At 39.9% G+C, this 12608-nt stretch carries 18 protein-coding genes; 5 read left to right on the top strand and 13 right to left on the bottom strand.

Annotation, left to right across the window (positions count from 1 at the left end; all coding sequences use genetic code 11):
- Positions 1-666 carry a hypothetical protein gene (locus AC58DT_RS04115; protein WP_497215549.1) on the top strand — a complete coding sequence of 222 codons (666 nt, stop codon included), beginning with the start codon at positions 1-3 and terminating at the stop codon, positions 664-666.
- Between the two features lies 1 nt (position 667).
- Complete coding sequence (locus tag AC58DT_RS04110; protein WP_497215548.1) at positions 668-880, top strand: hypothetical protein; 213 nt, start codon at positions 668-670, stop codon at positions 878-880.
- Between the two features lie 34 nt (positions 881-914).
- On the opposite strand, the gene AC58DT_RS04105 is transcribed toward AC58DT_RS04110, so the two are convergent.
- The 12 genes from AC58DT_RS04105 to AC58DT_RS04050 form a co-directional block, all read right to left on the bottom strand.
- Positions 915-1379, bottom strand: coding sequence for a hypothetical protein (locus AC58DT_RS04105; RefSeq protein WP_497215547.1), 465 nt, complete (start codon positions 1377-1379; stop codon positions 915-917).
- Positions 1380-1501: 122 nt separating this feature from the next.
- Positions 1502-2038 (bottom strand): hypothetical protein, encoded by a 537-nt coding sequence (locus AC58DT_RS04100; protein ID WP_497215546.1) that lies wholly within the window; start codon positions 2036-2038, stop codon positions 1502-1504.
- On the bottom strand, positions 2007-2723 hold the full coding sequence (locus AC58DT_RS04095; RefSeq protein ID WP_497215544.1) for a phage holin family protein: 717 nt from the start codon (positions 2721-2723) through the stop codon (positions 2007-2009). Before AC58DT_RS04095 ends, AC58DT_RS04100 begins: the two co-directional genes overlap by 32 nt.
- 5 nt (positions 2724-2728) lie before the next feature.
- Positions 2729-3199 carry a hypothetical protein gene (locus AC58DT_RS04090; RefSeq protein ID WP_497215543.1) on the bottom strand — a complete coding sequence of 157 codons (471 nt, stop codon included), beginning with the start codon at positions 3197-3199 and terminating at the stop codon, positions 2729-2731.
- Entirely contained in the window at positions 3199-4578 is a 1380-nt protein-coding gene (locus AC58DT_RS04085) for a hypothetical protein (RefSeq protein ID WP_497215542.1), read from the bottom strand. The genes AC58DT_RS04090 and AC58DT_RS04085 overlap by 1 nt, the downstream gene beginning before the upstream one ends.
- Positions 4578-5855, bottom strand: a complete 1278-nt coding sequence (locus AC58DT_RS04080) for a hypothetical protein (protein ID WP_497215541.1) — start codon at positions 5853-5855, stop codon at positions 4578-4580. The genes AC58DT_RS04085 and AC58DT_RS04080 overlap by 1 nt, the downstream gene beginning before the upstream one ends.
- Positions 5855-6379, bottom strand: coding sequence for a DUF6712 family protein (locus AC58DT_RS04075; RefSeq protein ID WP_497215540.1), 525 nt, complete (start codon positions 6377-6379; stop codon positions 5855-5857). Before AC58DT_RS04075 ends, AC58DT_RS04080 begins: the two co-directional genes overlap by 1 nt.
- On the bottom strand, positions 6357-7502 hold the full coding sequence (locus AC58DT_RS04070; protein ID WP_497215539.1) for a hypothetical protein: 1146 nt from the start codon (positions 7500-7502) through the stop codon (positions 6357-6359). The genes AC58DT_RS04075 and AC58DT_RS04070 overlap by 23 nt, the downstream gene beginning before the upstream one ends.
- A 6-nt stretch (positions 7503-7508) precedes the next feature.
- Positions 7509-8192, bottom strand: coding sequence for a hypothetical protein (locus AC58DT_RS04065; protein ID WP_497215538.1), 684 nt, complete (start codon positions 8190-8192; stop codon positions 7509-7511).
- Positions 8173-8778, bottom strand: a complete 606-nt coding sequence (locus AC58DT_RS04060) for a hypothetical protein (protein WP_497215537.1) — start codon at positions 8776-8778, stop codon at positions 8173-8175. The genes AC58DT_RS04065 and AC58DT_RS04060 overlap by 20 nt, the downstream gene beginning before the upstream one ends.
- A 51-nt stretch (positions 8779-8829) precedes the next feature.
- Complete coding sequence (locus AC58DT_RS04055; protein ID WP_497215536.1) at positions 8830-9756, bottom strand: hypothetical protein; 927 nt, start codon at positions 9754-9756, stop codon at positions 8830-8832.
- Between the two features lie 147 nt (positions 9757-9903).
- Positions 9904-11130, bottom strand: a complete 1227-nt coding sequence (locus AC58DT_RS04050) for a hypothetical protein (RefSeq protein WP_497215535.1) — start codon at positions 11128-11130, stop codon at positions 9904-9906.
- Positions 11131-11219: 89 nt separating this feature from the next.
- On the opposite strand from AC58DT_RS04050, the gene AC58DT_RS04045 reads away from it, so the two are divergent.
- The 3 genes from AC58DT_RS04045 to AC58DT_RS04035 all read left to right on the top strand — a co-directional run bounded on the left by AC58DT_RS04045 (position 11220) and on the right by AC58DT_RS04035 (position 12252).
- Positions 11220-11459, top strand: a complete 240-nt coding sequence (locus AC58DT_RS04045; RefSeq protein ID WP_497215534.1) for a hypothetical protein — start codon at positions 11220-11222, stop codon at positions 11457-11459.
- Positions 11460-11531: 72 nt separating this feature from the next.
- Positions 11532-11741 (top strand): hypothetical protein, encoded by a 210-nt coding sequence (locus AC58DT_RS04040; protein ID WP_497215533.1) that lies wholly within the window; start codon positions 11532-11534, stop codon positions 11739-11741.
- Position 11742: 1 nt separating this feature from the next.
- Entirely contained in the window at positions 11743-12252 is a 510-nt protein-coding gene (locus tag AC58DT_RS04035) for a hypothetical protein (RefSeq protein WP_497215532.1), read from the top strand.
- A 17-nt stretch (positions 12253-12269) separates the two neighbouring features.
- Here the strand turns inward: AC58DT_RS04035 and AC58DT_RS04030 are convergent, their stop codons facing one another.
- Positions 12270-12488 carry a hypothetical protein gene (locus tag AC58DT_RS04030; protein WP_497215531.1) on the bottom strand — a complete coding sequence of 73 codons (219 nt, stop codon included), beginning with the start codon at positions 12486-12488 and terminating at the stop codon, positions 12270-12272.
- Positions 12489-12608 lie beyond the last annotated feature (120 nt).

Genomic DNA, 12608 nt, shown 5'->3' with positions numbered 1-12608 from the left:
ATGAAGAAAAAAAATATTTACATCAGAGCCATGGAAATTGGATATAATCATGATAATGGTCTCTTATATTCTCAAATGAAAACATTCTTAGAAAGAGATTTGGATTTTACTTTTTCAAAGAGTAGAGAATATACTTTTGTCTCATGGTTTCTAAAAAATTTTCAATCAATAGATTCCGCTGATGCTCTCCCGGACACATTATATAAACTTAAATACTATATTCTCAAGGGTGAAAAATATAATGAACGGGCTTATGCAGAAGTAATGACTCAAAGATTCTACATGAAGGGCGAATTGGTAAAGCAATATTTAGATTATTTAGAATTAAAAGATTCGCGCCAGCACGCGAAAAAAGCGCAACAATCTTCAACTATCGCTATTGGTATAGCCATCCTCACATTAATAATTTCCATATACTTTTCCGCAACCACCCCGAATCCACCCTATGATGTAAATGTTCTGGAAAAGCCTCAACCGATAAAAGAGATATTTGCTCCAGATCCTCTCGAATCTATCAAACCCGATAATGAAAAAGCCTTCCATTTAAAAAAATCAATTGAAGAGCTTAAAGATGAACTGAATAAAGCTGATGAACTTATTCGCTATTACGAGTCCAACGATTATATCAACAAAGAAATCGCGAAAAGGAATATTGGTAAAATTTAAATTGCCGAAATTAGTAAACAAAATTAATGATATGGACTATATAGATTTAGAGGTCGACCACCCAAAAGAAAATGGTGATTACCAGGTAAAAATAAACGGAGGTAAAGAAGGTGTGCGTATAAGTCGTGCAACCTGGAGCCCTGAGAGGGGGTTTGAGTTATTGATTGATTCTCTTGGTCCTGAAGAATATATATTTGCGTGGCAGATAAAATAATTACCTCGAATTCGATGGAGTAAAAATGGAAAGTTTATGGAAACTTTTTGGAAAACCATTTCCAGGGCATATAGGTTTTTTTAGTCCGTGAGTACCAAATGTATCCCGCGCCCAATAAAGCCAAGATTATCCACAGCCACCAAGGTATAATTTCTGATGTGCGTTCCACTTTTAGATTTTTACTTTCTTCGAGTTTCTTTTGCAGCGTATCAATCTTTTGGTTCAGTTCGGTGATGGTAGATTCCTTTTCATTATTGACGATCGTAAGACTGTCTATGGTATTTTGTTTTTTAAGTTCATCTTCCGTAATCACATTGATCCAATTGGTATAAGTTCTAATGGTCTTGCCTTCTTTTTTTTCCTCCTCGACCGTTGCGGGAAGCTTAGGGTCTGCTACCGTACCGGAGAATTTCCCTAATTCAGAAGTGGCCTCTACAGTCTTTATAGACTTTAAAGCTTCCTGGCTTTCACGCTGGTTGTTGAGAATCAGATTTTTCATTTCCTTTGTGGAAACCTGCTCAAGATATACCTTGCTTTGCTTTTGCCTGTTCCGGGTACTTTTGCATCCCATCAAGGTTATTAGTACAAAAGCTAATAAAATATATTTATAAGTCTTTAAGCTCATAATATGTGAATAAAGTTAGACGGCACTCTTGCCAATAGTTTCTGCTTGATTTCCCAGACCTGAATCTTTCTGTCCTTATTCACATCAAATAATGGATTCCATTTTGCGATTCGCTCTGGAGAGAGTCTTGACGTGTGCAGCACCCATCCATCTGGACGACCAATTGCAGCAGGAAAGAAAACTGCCAAGTAAACATCGGTCATTCTTTGCATCCTGGACTTATAGGGCTTGAGATAAAGAAATACAAAATTCAATTGTTCCACGCCATCCATCTGTCTAAGTTCCGCAGTTGTAATACCTAAAGATTTTGCGGCCGCATCCCCAAACTGAATCAATCCTGTATATCCCAATTTATTGGTTATCGCAGGGTCAAACGTTCCAGCGGTCTCAAGATCCATTACCAACATCAACCAATGCGGATTTATCTGAAGCTTCAGCGAAACTTCCACAACTTTGTTCACAAATGCCTGTGGGTCACATTTCAGTACGGAAGCGCGAAGCTTATTCCCGTTTAAAATTTCCGAGGTCTTCATCGTTTTCATTTTTGTTTTGGTTTTCATCAAATTGATAACTATCATAGGATCTTCCGAAAAAGAAACTTTTTATTCTCAACATCACTAGGTCACCCATCTTCCTGAAGAACCAGTCCATTTTTTTGTAGAATTCAGGCTTTTTCCCAAACATTCGTTCCTGGTTTTCCCCTATTGAATGCACATCAAATGAGATTACCATAAAGAAGAAAAAAAGGGTAATCAACATACCGCCCTGGTGGAGTGTGTCCTGATCAATAAATACCAGAGCACAGGAAAAAATGGTTAGAATGGAACTGATAACTATCACAGCAAAAAATTTCCAAACACTACTCCAAAGTTTTTGGGAGCTTACATAACCCTTGGTTGTTCCTGCAGATATCAAATGCTCTTTTCTGGAAGCCTTTAATCCAGTTATAAAATCAAAAGTAAAAATGACAATGTACATTCCTAGGCCTGCGATGAACACAAAAAATGTTAGAATCAATCCCCTAATAACATCAGCGCTAAAGATGTCAACGAGCACATCCACTACTTGAACCCGGGGTTTAATATATTTATCTGCCAAATCTGAGAAGATAAAGGCCAATCCAAAAGAATGTGGAAACAACCCGAAATGCTCAAAGCAAAATGCCTTTTTTACAATCTCGAACATTGTCGCAGGTGAGTGGGTGATCTTGTCAATCATTATTATTATTCTTCAAATTCAAAATTCACTTTAAGAGGCAAGCCCTCGCAGGTAATTACATTCTTTATCCAGTCTATTGCTAATTGCTTAAATGGCGTATCTGCCAATGTCAATCCAGTCCAGATACTTTCAAGATTAAAATATTGAATAGCACCTTGGTAGTCTGGCTGTCCCCATTCTTGTATTCTTTCTTCATCATAGGTGCCGCCACGTGTTAGGAAAGCAAGAATTTCTTCCTCTTCATCGTTTTCATTTAAAATAGTTGTTGGAATATAAGTTTGGTCAAATACCTTTCGGTAGCTTTCAATTTCTATCACATTGCCCTCCAGCTCATACGCAAACTGAAACTTTGCAATGAGCATAGGCTTATCTGGAATAGGCTCTGCCGAACGTGCAATAACATAAGGCGATGGAAAAAAGCCGCGGTTTGCCCGTGGGCTTTTGTAGTTTTCTATTTTTGAATTGAATTTTATCATTAAAGTGTTATTTCGTTACTAAAGTCACTGAAATTCATTTGCCCGTCAATGGTTCTAATTTTTATTTTTACCCCTGTCAAACTTCCCACATCTGAAATCACATCGCTTAAATCAACTGTATCACCCGAAGATGTTATTTCACTATGTTCAAAAAGTTTTCTCCATAAAGTACCATCATCAACCCAAACTTCATAAGCATCCGTTCCATTAGCATTTGGCGTTGGTGGCGTGAAGTTTAAATCAACTGAATTTGATGTTAAGTTTGAATAACTCAATAAAGTTGGAGCATCAACAAAAATCACACTTCCACATTCTATAATAGTACACCCTCTCGTATCTCTAGCATAAATCATAATTGGGTGTAAATCGTGTCCTCCATAAAAGTTTGCAGGACCAATGGTAACACCACTACCTGTATTGGACGGGTCCTTCGACAACGTTACCGCATTACCCCCAACACCCGGTGCTAATACATACAAACCCAATGTTGAACCAAACCTCACATTTCTTACTGTTGAATAAGTTCCTGTTCTGGTATCTGCATTTATAGCATTTCCAAGGTTTATTCCTGTTGTTCCTCCAAAAGAAGACCATTGAAATTCGCCATCTACGGTAGGTGTTCCACTTACACACGTATATGTTAACCCATTTATATAAAATTTATCTCCAACATCTATGGAACCTGAAGGAAGTCGTAACCAATTAAAAGCCTGTCTATCTTTTACCTTACAATAATCTCCTATATAAATTTTGCATCCTGTTTTTATATTGGTTAAATCGTGGGCTTCGGTTGGAGTTCTGCCACCATCATTAAATGTAGAATTTGCGGATGTTAAATTTTTTAAATAAAGTCTTTCTAACGAGGCTAAATCTCTTAAAACAGGGAATTGATAATTTGAATTTCCAATTAGGGTTGTATTTGGGAAATATAATTTTTTTAGCTTATTCGCGTTCCTTAACAAGAATCTGTTTTGCAAATAAATAGGCTTCACGTTAATTTTGAGCAACTTATTCACATTTTCAATGGAATTCCCTGCGCCTTCTAAATCTGCATTAGGGGCGTAAAAATATTTCAAATTTGTCGCTCCTACGAAACTTTGCGCCAATCCAAAAATAAGTCCATCAAGGTCAATAAAATATGTTACCGATGTTACATTGAATGTATTTAAAATCGTTGAATAAGGTTTTGTGATGTACATCGAAACATTGTTGAAAGCGTCAATTGAAAAGTTTTGAATATCGGTTTCCAAAAGTCCTGCCGTTTTTGACGCAAATGAAGCAGCACTTGTTATATATGAAGCCCCAACGCCACCTATGAAAGTGTTTAAAAGGATATCCTGACCAATAAATCTTCTCATTTCATCAAAATCACCTGCCATTACGTAAGTTTTAAAAAGTAATATTGAACAATTCCTGTTTGGCGGCACTTCACTTTCAGGTGCATATCTGTATTTGCCTGAAAAGTGTGTCCGGGTATTTTTGTAGCTCCTGTAACTGTTGGTTCCGTGGCTCTGTTAATTAAGATTGTTGCTTCACCACCAGCTATTGCACCTGTTGTGGTAAATGCAGAATTCCCATTTGCCGACAACATATTGCAACTGTTCCCGACTGGATTAGATAAATTGACCGTTGTGCCAGTATCTGCAGTTACGGTGGCTTCTAATGAAGGAGCAACATTTGATAATTTTAAAAGCTCAACCCTATTCTGTACAGCGTTATATTTGAAATGTAGAATATCATTCTGTTTGATTTCCAGATCAGTCTCCTCAGCAAACCAAAATGGAACAGTCGCTGTACCGTCGTTATGCTTTAGTGAAACAGATTCAACTTCAGAGTTTTTCAGAAATATATCCATACCGTCATAAGCAACCCCTCCTGGTAAATCTGTAACCATGAAAAATCCCTTAAGGATTTGTCCTACAGATGAAGGCTTTAATAAATGGGTCGTATATTCCTGGGATAAAAAAAGTAGTTGAGGATTTGGAGCAGAATTCGACCTATATCTCTTAGAACTTTTTGTCACAAACTGATTCCCTGGAGGTAAAGGATCTGACGGGTCGTCAATATCCTCACCAAAAACATTCACCTGTGTAATTACAATTACATTATAGGGAAGTTGCGGAGGTACACCAACATCACTCCTCTCCTCTCCGGCAATTCGTTCAAAACCATTTGCAGTATTGGCCACGATTGTATCAATCCTATATTTATCCTCAGCCGCTGCTGGAATGGGAATGAGAGTCTCTGTGTCTTTTGAATAATCCACTCCTCCAATTCTCCAAATGGGCACGACTGGCAGTATAGGTATCTTAACAGTCAGAAGATTAGCGATTATTGGATCAGGGATCAGCTCAATAGGCCCCATCTGAATAATACCATTTTCATTAGCATTTCCATCACCGAGCGTTCCCCTGGAATAAAGGATTGGAAGCAAAACGTTCTGAAGAGCCTGGGCAGTTGGATAGGTTAGACCGTTAACAGATATCTCATCGATTCGTGTCGGACGTAAAAGTTCCATTTTACTATCGTATGCATTGACAATCCTGACCAAGTTCCCGGACACGGGATCACCAATGATCTGGGAAAGGAAATTCTTATAATATGGAATGCCATTGAGTGTAAACCTCTGGCTATTTAGATTTGTTATATTGGTCATTAGATCACCCGCGTTTGGAAACCAGATGTTGATCGTGTCCGTCCACAACCTTCATAGCAGCTGTTCCAGCTCTGGTATGTCGAAATATTGCGCTCGATGAACTTTTTGAAGTCCTCAAAGATGAAATTTGCGTCTTTCTTGTACTTATAGTACATATTATTCTTTTCTTCAGTAGTCAAAGGAGTTGAATGAGGGGTGGTCTTATTGACCAGACCATGGCTCGTGCTGACATTTCCCGATTTTCTGTAGAACCTGGCATAGGTAAAGTATGCCAGTACGTCTCCGATTCCCCTGAAGGAGTAATTTTTTCCGTTATATTGATACTCTCCCCCATCAATGAGCAATTTCCACTCGGCATCCTCTTTTTTTTCAAGCAGCTCAAAGTAAAAATCCTCGCATAGAAGCGGTTTCAAATCGAAATCCTGTGCTTCACGTATAAAAACGTTGAACTCGTCCTCATTGTAGCCGATGGCCACCTGAAGGATTTCCGAAACTTTTGCCTTATTGATTAACAGTACCATCATCAAGCAGTTTAAATTGTTTTATGCTCCAGTCATTAGTCGGATTGATAGGATCCTTATAGTTCCAGAACAGTTCCTTGAAAAGCCGCTCCAATTTTTGGCGGTCCAGGGCGGTCAGAGCGTTGTAAATGGATTGGGCCTTGATTAGATCCTCTCCAGAAGTGTTACCAAGTTTTCCTTGAATGAAATCAATGAGCTGTGGTGGTATGTTCTTGTATGCCTTTCGGATGAAATTACTGGAGCTCTCCTCAAAGTGGGCATACTTCTCTGCCTTGACCTCATTCTTAATGACATCGAACTTAAAGTTCCCGGACTTTTCACGTTCATCGTCCCAGTCATCCTTAATGATCAGTTTACGGCTTGCATTCTCAAGCCCAGAGATTTCATCTATGTTTTTGTAAAAATTACGCTCATCCTCAACGTTGGGAAACTCACGATGCCGGATGTACTGGATGTCCTCAAAGCTCCTTTGTACCGTGCCCTTGTAATAAAGTCCCATATGATACTCAACCTCGGCAAAATTCATCGCCTTTTCGACCAGGGATAATGGATAGGTATGTTTTCTTTCAAACTTGAAGAACATTATCTGTCCTTTATAGTTTTCCCATCCGCCGGCACGATCTACCTGGGCCTGAATAATCTCTGGACGTGGGTTGTACACATCGTATACATCGACGTCTTCCTTTTTAAGGTTCCTGCCCCACCCTTTTGGGCTTACGACAATCTTACCATAGTAATCATCACTGTCCTTCTGTCCTACCTTGCACAATGTAAATGGGATTACCGCATATGAATCCTTTTCATAATTGGCATTATACCCCACCCTGATGAAAGCGCCTTGATGCTTTGATCCCGATTCAGCAACTTCCTGAAGAAGATCATCTGGTGTAGTGTCCTCCCAAAACACATCGCTTAGATTGACATTGGACATATCAACATTGAAACCGCCCCCGGCAATGAACGTCTGATAAGTCCACGCACATTGTGAGGCAGTTGGGGAAAGATCAATGACATTCTCGTTTATAAGCGACTTGAGGTTATCGTCCCCGTGGAAAATAACCCCAAATCGTTTGTTGAAAATATCCTTTCTCTCCTCCTTGAAGGCTTTAGGAATCGTTGACTTCATAGCGGATTATTCTTCTTCGTCCGGCATTTCTGGATTGTTCACCTCGATTTCCTCGGCTTTTTTGCCTGGTTCGGAAGCAGGCTCTACCGGCTCTTTCTTTCCTTCATCCCCTTCATTTTTGATGGTATTGGCCACCGCCAAAAGCTCGTCAAGCTTTTTGCGATCAGCTGCCTTCAGACCATCGAAGCGTTTCTGAACGCCCTCAATAGTCTTGGCGCTGGTATTGACACCGATCTGCGCAAGGATGGACGTACCTTCCTCCACGGTGTAATTGTTCTCACCAACTACAACATGTGTAGCCTCTGAAGCTTTTTCTTTACCCGACAAAAGCTCGTCAAGGTTTTTGGGCAGAACGGCAAACAACTGTTTGCGGTTCGGGTTCTTTTTGATAAATTTAAGTGCAATCTCATCAGTGAGATTCTCATTTGTGTAGACCTTGCTGGATCCAGGAACTGGAAGAATACTCCCAGTTTTAAGTTTAAAATTTCGATCGTCTTTCATGACCTTATATTTTTTAAGTTTTTTGATTCTGTTAATGTAGCCGGCTATCTTGGTTGGACAGCCGGTACAAACTTCCCCGAATAGTTCCTGATAGAGATCGAATACCTCGGTCAGGTGCTTTCTTACTAATTCATCAGCTGGGGTCTCGCTGATGAACCGTACACGTTCATTAAGGAGCGACGTACTCATTGTCAGCAATCCAGGTTTCAGTTTCCTCGAGACCTGTGGTTCCATCGCCTTCGGCCATCAGGAAAATCTTTAATCCGGTTCCCTCTTCCTCACCCTCCTTGGTAGCGACTATCAAAGTAGTTGCACCAGAGTTGGCAGTAGAATCGAAATCGTCATTCAAGATGTCCATTCCCGACTCAAGTCCGGCGATACGATAAGAAATCTCACCGTTCAATCCTGTATCAACCATTTTGTTGATGGTCCCCACTCGGGCTCCGTCAACGAGTTCCTGAATTCTTTCGGATTCTTCCTCACCTCGGTAAGTGACAATGAATTCATCCGTATGGATGTACCCATTGGCAAAATCTCCAACTGCCAAGGCGTGCTTGGTTTTCTTAGTTTTAGAGCTTCCTTCAGCTGGATAAATTTTTGCTCCCGCTTTTAATACCAGGGCCGTAACCTTAGTTCCACGGTTGGCGGTCAATGTCGCGCCCCGATCAATGTCATCGGTATTGAAATACCATTTTTTACTGACCCCTTGTTTTGGCTTATGCCCGCACTTCTTTGCGAACAGTCCGGACAATTTTGCATCACATGATTCTGGCATAATTAATATTGTTGAAAGGGGGCGCTAGGCCCCCTTAGTTAGACAAAATTTTTATAATGCGGCTTTTAACGCATAAGGGTTCACCATCTTGAAATCAAGCATATAATTTGCTTTGATCCAGAATGTCTCATCTGCGCCACCGATGTACTCCAGACGAAGATCAGATAAAGCTGCCTCGCTATCCACACCTACCTGAAGGTACTCCTTTCGGGTATTCAAAGCAAAGTGAGGAAGGTGGATAGTGTCAGGATCTGGATCATTGTCAACAATGAAATCCTTTTGCTTCCAACGGTCATAGTTAACGATCGGCTTCAAAGCCTCTCCATCAATTGAAAGGTCTTTTATTCCTTTCATTGTCAAGTCCACATTGGACTGGAGACCGTACCCATTGGCACGTTTTACCCACTTTTTATAGGATTTGAAGAGACGGTTCGAGGTCAATAAAATGTCACTATCGAAATCGTACTGGTCCAAAACTTCTTCATAGATGTTCAATGCATCCTCACTTGCAAACGTGTTCTGAAGTGCGATTGAAGCGGCATCGTTCTGAGGAAGATCGATGAACGCATCGGCAAACTCCGGAAGCGTTGACAAATACTGAAGCGTTGGGATAAGTCCCTTGTCAATGGTATTGTAAAACTTCGCGAAAGTCGCCTCATCGGTCAGGATGTCCTGAGCAGCGATATCCTTATCACCCAAGAGAATGATTCTCAAAAGATCAAGCTCCATTGCCTTGGTAACGTGGTCCTGAATGAACATTCCTAATTCAGTACCCTCCAGGTTCTTGATGTCATGTCCATTGGCCAATGCCCACTGGGTGAACTGTCCCATAAAATCATCATAGCAATAGTTCAGTTTTACCTCCTGGAGTGTAGGATTCCAGAACTGGCTAAATGCAGGAAACGATGGTGAGATTCCATTTCCACCGCAACCTGCGGATTTTGTGGTAACGTACTCAAATCCTTTCCTCGCTGCCACTTGCTGGCCTCCCTTGATCCCGGGAACGATAGTAAAGAATTCGTTTGTCGGTTGGTGAAACAGATCATTTACGATGATCTCTCGTGTGTCCTGGATGAATCTTTCATCCGTGGCCAAAAGTTGAAAAGCTGATTTTAATTCCATGGCTTACTTCTTTTTACGGTTTTCGCGAGCTTCACGAACCTTGTCGGGATCGTAGCCACTGGCATTATTCTTTTTCTTTCCACCTGCTGGAGGCTCGGCCTCATATGTGGTTTTTTTGGAAGTGACCGATTTGGCCAACGTAGTCAAACGGCCATCGAACTTCTGTACCTGGTCGGCAATAAGTTCCATGCCTTCTTGGCTTTCCTTCAGATCCTTTTTGTAGGTCGTCTGGAACTTGTCAAAAGATTTTCGCATTGCATTAAAGCTCTGCATCATCTCTGCCATTGTAGGCTCTTCATCGGGAGGTGGAGGATCAGCCTCGGCATCCTTTATCTCGGCAATCTTACCACCGGCAATCACCAGTGTCGAGCCATCCTTCAAAACCACATCACCATCAGGGAGCGGCTTACCCTCAGAATCGTTGACTTGGTCGCCAACCTTTGGGTTTTCGTCTTCAGTAACGATCGTGATTATGTCTCCCGCCGCGGTTGTTTCCTCGACATCGAACGTCTCGTTCGCACTGAATTTCTTTTTTAGTTTGTCTAAGAAACTCATCTTTTCATTGTTTTTAAATAGGTTTAGGTAATTAATATAGCGGTCAAAAAAATCCTCCACTATGGATGGATCCTTCTGAATCACGTCAAAGATTGTTGGGTTGTTATCCAAGAAATCGGTAACGATTATTCCCAGGTCATTGGAGTTAGAGAAGAGGCTATCGGTCGCAGCTGGATCATCGACCACATCGGAAGCAACAATTCCATTATAGATGTGCGAGCTGAACTTCTTACCCTCGATTTCGACCGGCTCATTTTCATATTCTGGAATCGGAATGTGGATTGAATTACCGAACATGTCAGGATTGGTCTCCGCCATATCCATCACATATTCGAACATTGATATTCCCTTTCCGTCAACATCGGTCTTTTTAGAAATTGGATCTAAATGGAGATCGGCAAAAACTTTGTTCTTTTCGAATCGGAAATTTTTATATCTCCCAATAAAACTACCCAGTGAGGTGCTGCACATATTGGGATGCCCGAAACGGGATTTTACACCTTGCTTTTGCTCATTAGCCCCTTGGGCCAAAGCTTCAAGATATTTCAGTCCGAAGTGGGTGCCATTTTTGTTGGCGCCTTCCTTCAGTATAACCACATTTTTAACGACACCGTTCTCACGGTCGACATTAATATTTTTGGATTTGGAAAATACTGGAGTTGTTTTGAAGTGCATTTCGAGCTTTCTCTAATTTGTTTCAAAACTAAGGTTGATTTTTGGCAGGTAGTTAGGAAAGGAAATTCCTAATTGATTATATTTACATTATGAAAGAATTAAATCCAGCTGACAATTATCCTCAAGCAGAGGTGATTGCATTTAATCACGTTCGAAAAGAGCTAACGGATAGAAAAGGACATGTCATCTTTCCGGTAGACCACAGAATGAATGTGTTAATCAACCATACAGGTAAAGTCCCAACCCATTCTCCAAATGGATGGAAATTTACATTTCATCGCGAATCATTAGAAGATGAATGGAAACTAGAATCAGTAGATGAATATTAGATGTGGAAATTGATATTCATATTGCTGTTTATAGCTGTTGTTGCGATTCTAATCCAACAAACCGCGAAGCAGATGTTACGGGTATTCTCCATTAATAAAAAGCGGAAAGCACTCCGAGATGAAAACCCCTACATCCGTTATCACAAGTTCAAAAATAAAAATGATCAGAACTATGAGGAATATCTCGATTGGCTTGAAAAGGAAGGCGAAGGAGTGCCAGTAGATAAAATAAAAATGCCGGAAGATGTTCGGGCTGAAAATAAAATTAAAAAATTATTTTAAAATGTTAGTTTCTGAAGCAAATTCAAAGGACGAACGTATGTTTAAAGATGAACTTCTGAAACAATTAACTTCATGTAAAGATATTGACAACCTAATATTAAAAGGCCACATTTTAACGGAATTTTATTTAGAAAATGCAATAAATGAATTAGCTATAGAGAAACTTGACTTTAACAAATTGAAATTAAGATTTTCGGATAAGTTATTAATTGCAAAAGTGTTAGGTTTATTCAAAGATAAATTTTCTCTTGAGGATAAAATTTCTTTATTAAATAAATTAAGAAATAGTATATCCCATAATCTTCATTATGATAAAAAACTTTTTGAAAAATTAAAAAATGATATTGACCCAACTATTTATAAAAGTATTTTACGAAGAGAAATGAATCCTGATGAAGAGTTGATATTAAAGGTGGGAGACGTTGAGTTTGAATCAACATTTAATCATTATATGTTTATAAGCCATATCATGGATATTTGTGGTGGTTTATTCCTTAGGAGTAAAAAATAGTTAGGTAGAGGTTAGAGTTATTTTGAAAGTTCAGCAATAATTTTCCTGATACTGCTACCATCCTTCAATCCATAAGCTTCCGCAAGTGCATCATATCTACACACAACGCAGAGCTCTGGATGCCTGTGGAACTCCTCAAAGATTTCAATATTCCGAAGTACCGTTGGTGAAACAACTCCAAGGTCCTGCAATTCCTTTATTGATTTAATTCTTCTTTTCAGTTTGGTATAAAGCATCTACCATTTTTTTCGCGGGCACTCATAGCCCGAACTCCTTACGGCCGTGGACAATGGACATCCACATTCGCCACAATAGAAACCTTTGATTTGGGAAATCTGTTTATCCGGAAGAATTGC

The organism is Aequorivita sp. CRS11 (assembly GCF_059693805.1).
This window is presented reverse-complemented; position numbering and strand designations above follow the sequence as displayed.

Bases quoted from the DNA above. Each gene is read 5' to 3' on its own strand.
- AC58DT_RS04115 (WP_497215549.1), top strand. From the start codon at position 1: ATGAAGAAAAAAAATATTTACATCAGAGCCATGGAAATTGGATATAAT.
- AC58DT_RS04040 (WP_497215533.1), top strand. From the start codon at position 11,532: ATGTTACGGGTATTCTCCATTAATAAAAAGCGGAAAGCACTCCGAGAT.
- AC58DT_RS04035 (WP_497215532.1), top strand. From the start codon at position 11,743: ATGTTAGTTTCTGAAGCAAATTCAAAGGACGAACGTATGTTTAAAGAT.
- AC58DT_RS04080 (WP_497215541.1), bottom strand. From the start codon at position 5,855: ATGACCAATATAACAAATCTAAATAGCCAGAGGTTTACACTCAATGGC.
- AC58DT_RS04105 (WP_497215547.1), bottom strand. From the start codon at position 1,379: ATGAAAAATCTGATTCTCAACAACCAGCGTGAAAGCCAGGAAGCTTTA.
- AC58DT_RS04090 (WP_497215543.1), bottom strand. From the start codon at position 3,199: ATGATAAAATTCAATTCAAAAATAGAAAACTACAAAAGCCCACGGGCA.
- AC58DT_RS04030 (WP_497215531.1), bottom strand. From the start codon at position 12,488: ATGCTTTATACCAAACTGAAAAGAAGAATTAAATCAATAAAGGAATTG.
- AC58DT_RS04085 (WP_497215542.1), bottom strand. From the start codon at position 4,578: ATGGCAGGTGATTTTGATGAAATGAGAAGATTTATTGGTCAGGATATC.
- AC58DT_RS04095 (WP_497215544.1), bottom strand. From the start codon at position 2,723: ATGATTGACAAGATCACCCACTCACCTGCGACAATGTTCGAGATTGTA.
- AC58DT_RS04065 (WP_497215538.1), bottom strand. From the start codon at position 8,192: ATGAGTACGTCGCTCCTTAATGAACGTGTACGGTTCATCAGCGAGACC.
- AC58DT_RS04075 (WP_497215540.1), bottom strand. From the start codon at position 6,379: ATGATGGTACTGTTAATCAATAAGGCAAAAGTTTCGGAAATCCTTCAG.
- AC58DT_RS04045 (WP_497215534.1), top strand. From the start codon at position 11,220: ATGAAAGAATTAAATCCAGCTGACAATTATCCTCAAGCAGAGGTGATT.
- AC58DT_RS04060 (WP_497215537.1), bottom strand. From the start codon at position 8,778: ATGCCAGAATCATGTGATGCAAAATTGTCCGGACTGTTCGCAAAGAAG.
- AC58DT_RS04070 (WP_497215539.1), bottom strand. From the start codon at position 7,502: ATGAAGTCAACGATTCCTAAAGCCTTCAAGGAGGAGAGAAAGGATATT.
- AC58DT_RS04050 (WP_497215535.1), bottom strand. From the start codon at position 11,130: ATGCACTTCAAAACAACTCCAGTATTTTCCAAATCCAAAAATATTAAT.
- AC58DT_RS04100 (WP_497215546.1), bottom strand. From the start codon at position 2,038: ATGAAGACCTCGGAAATTTTAAACGGGAATAAGCTTCGCGCTTCCGTA.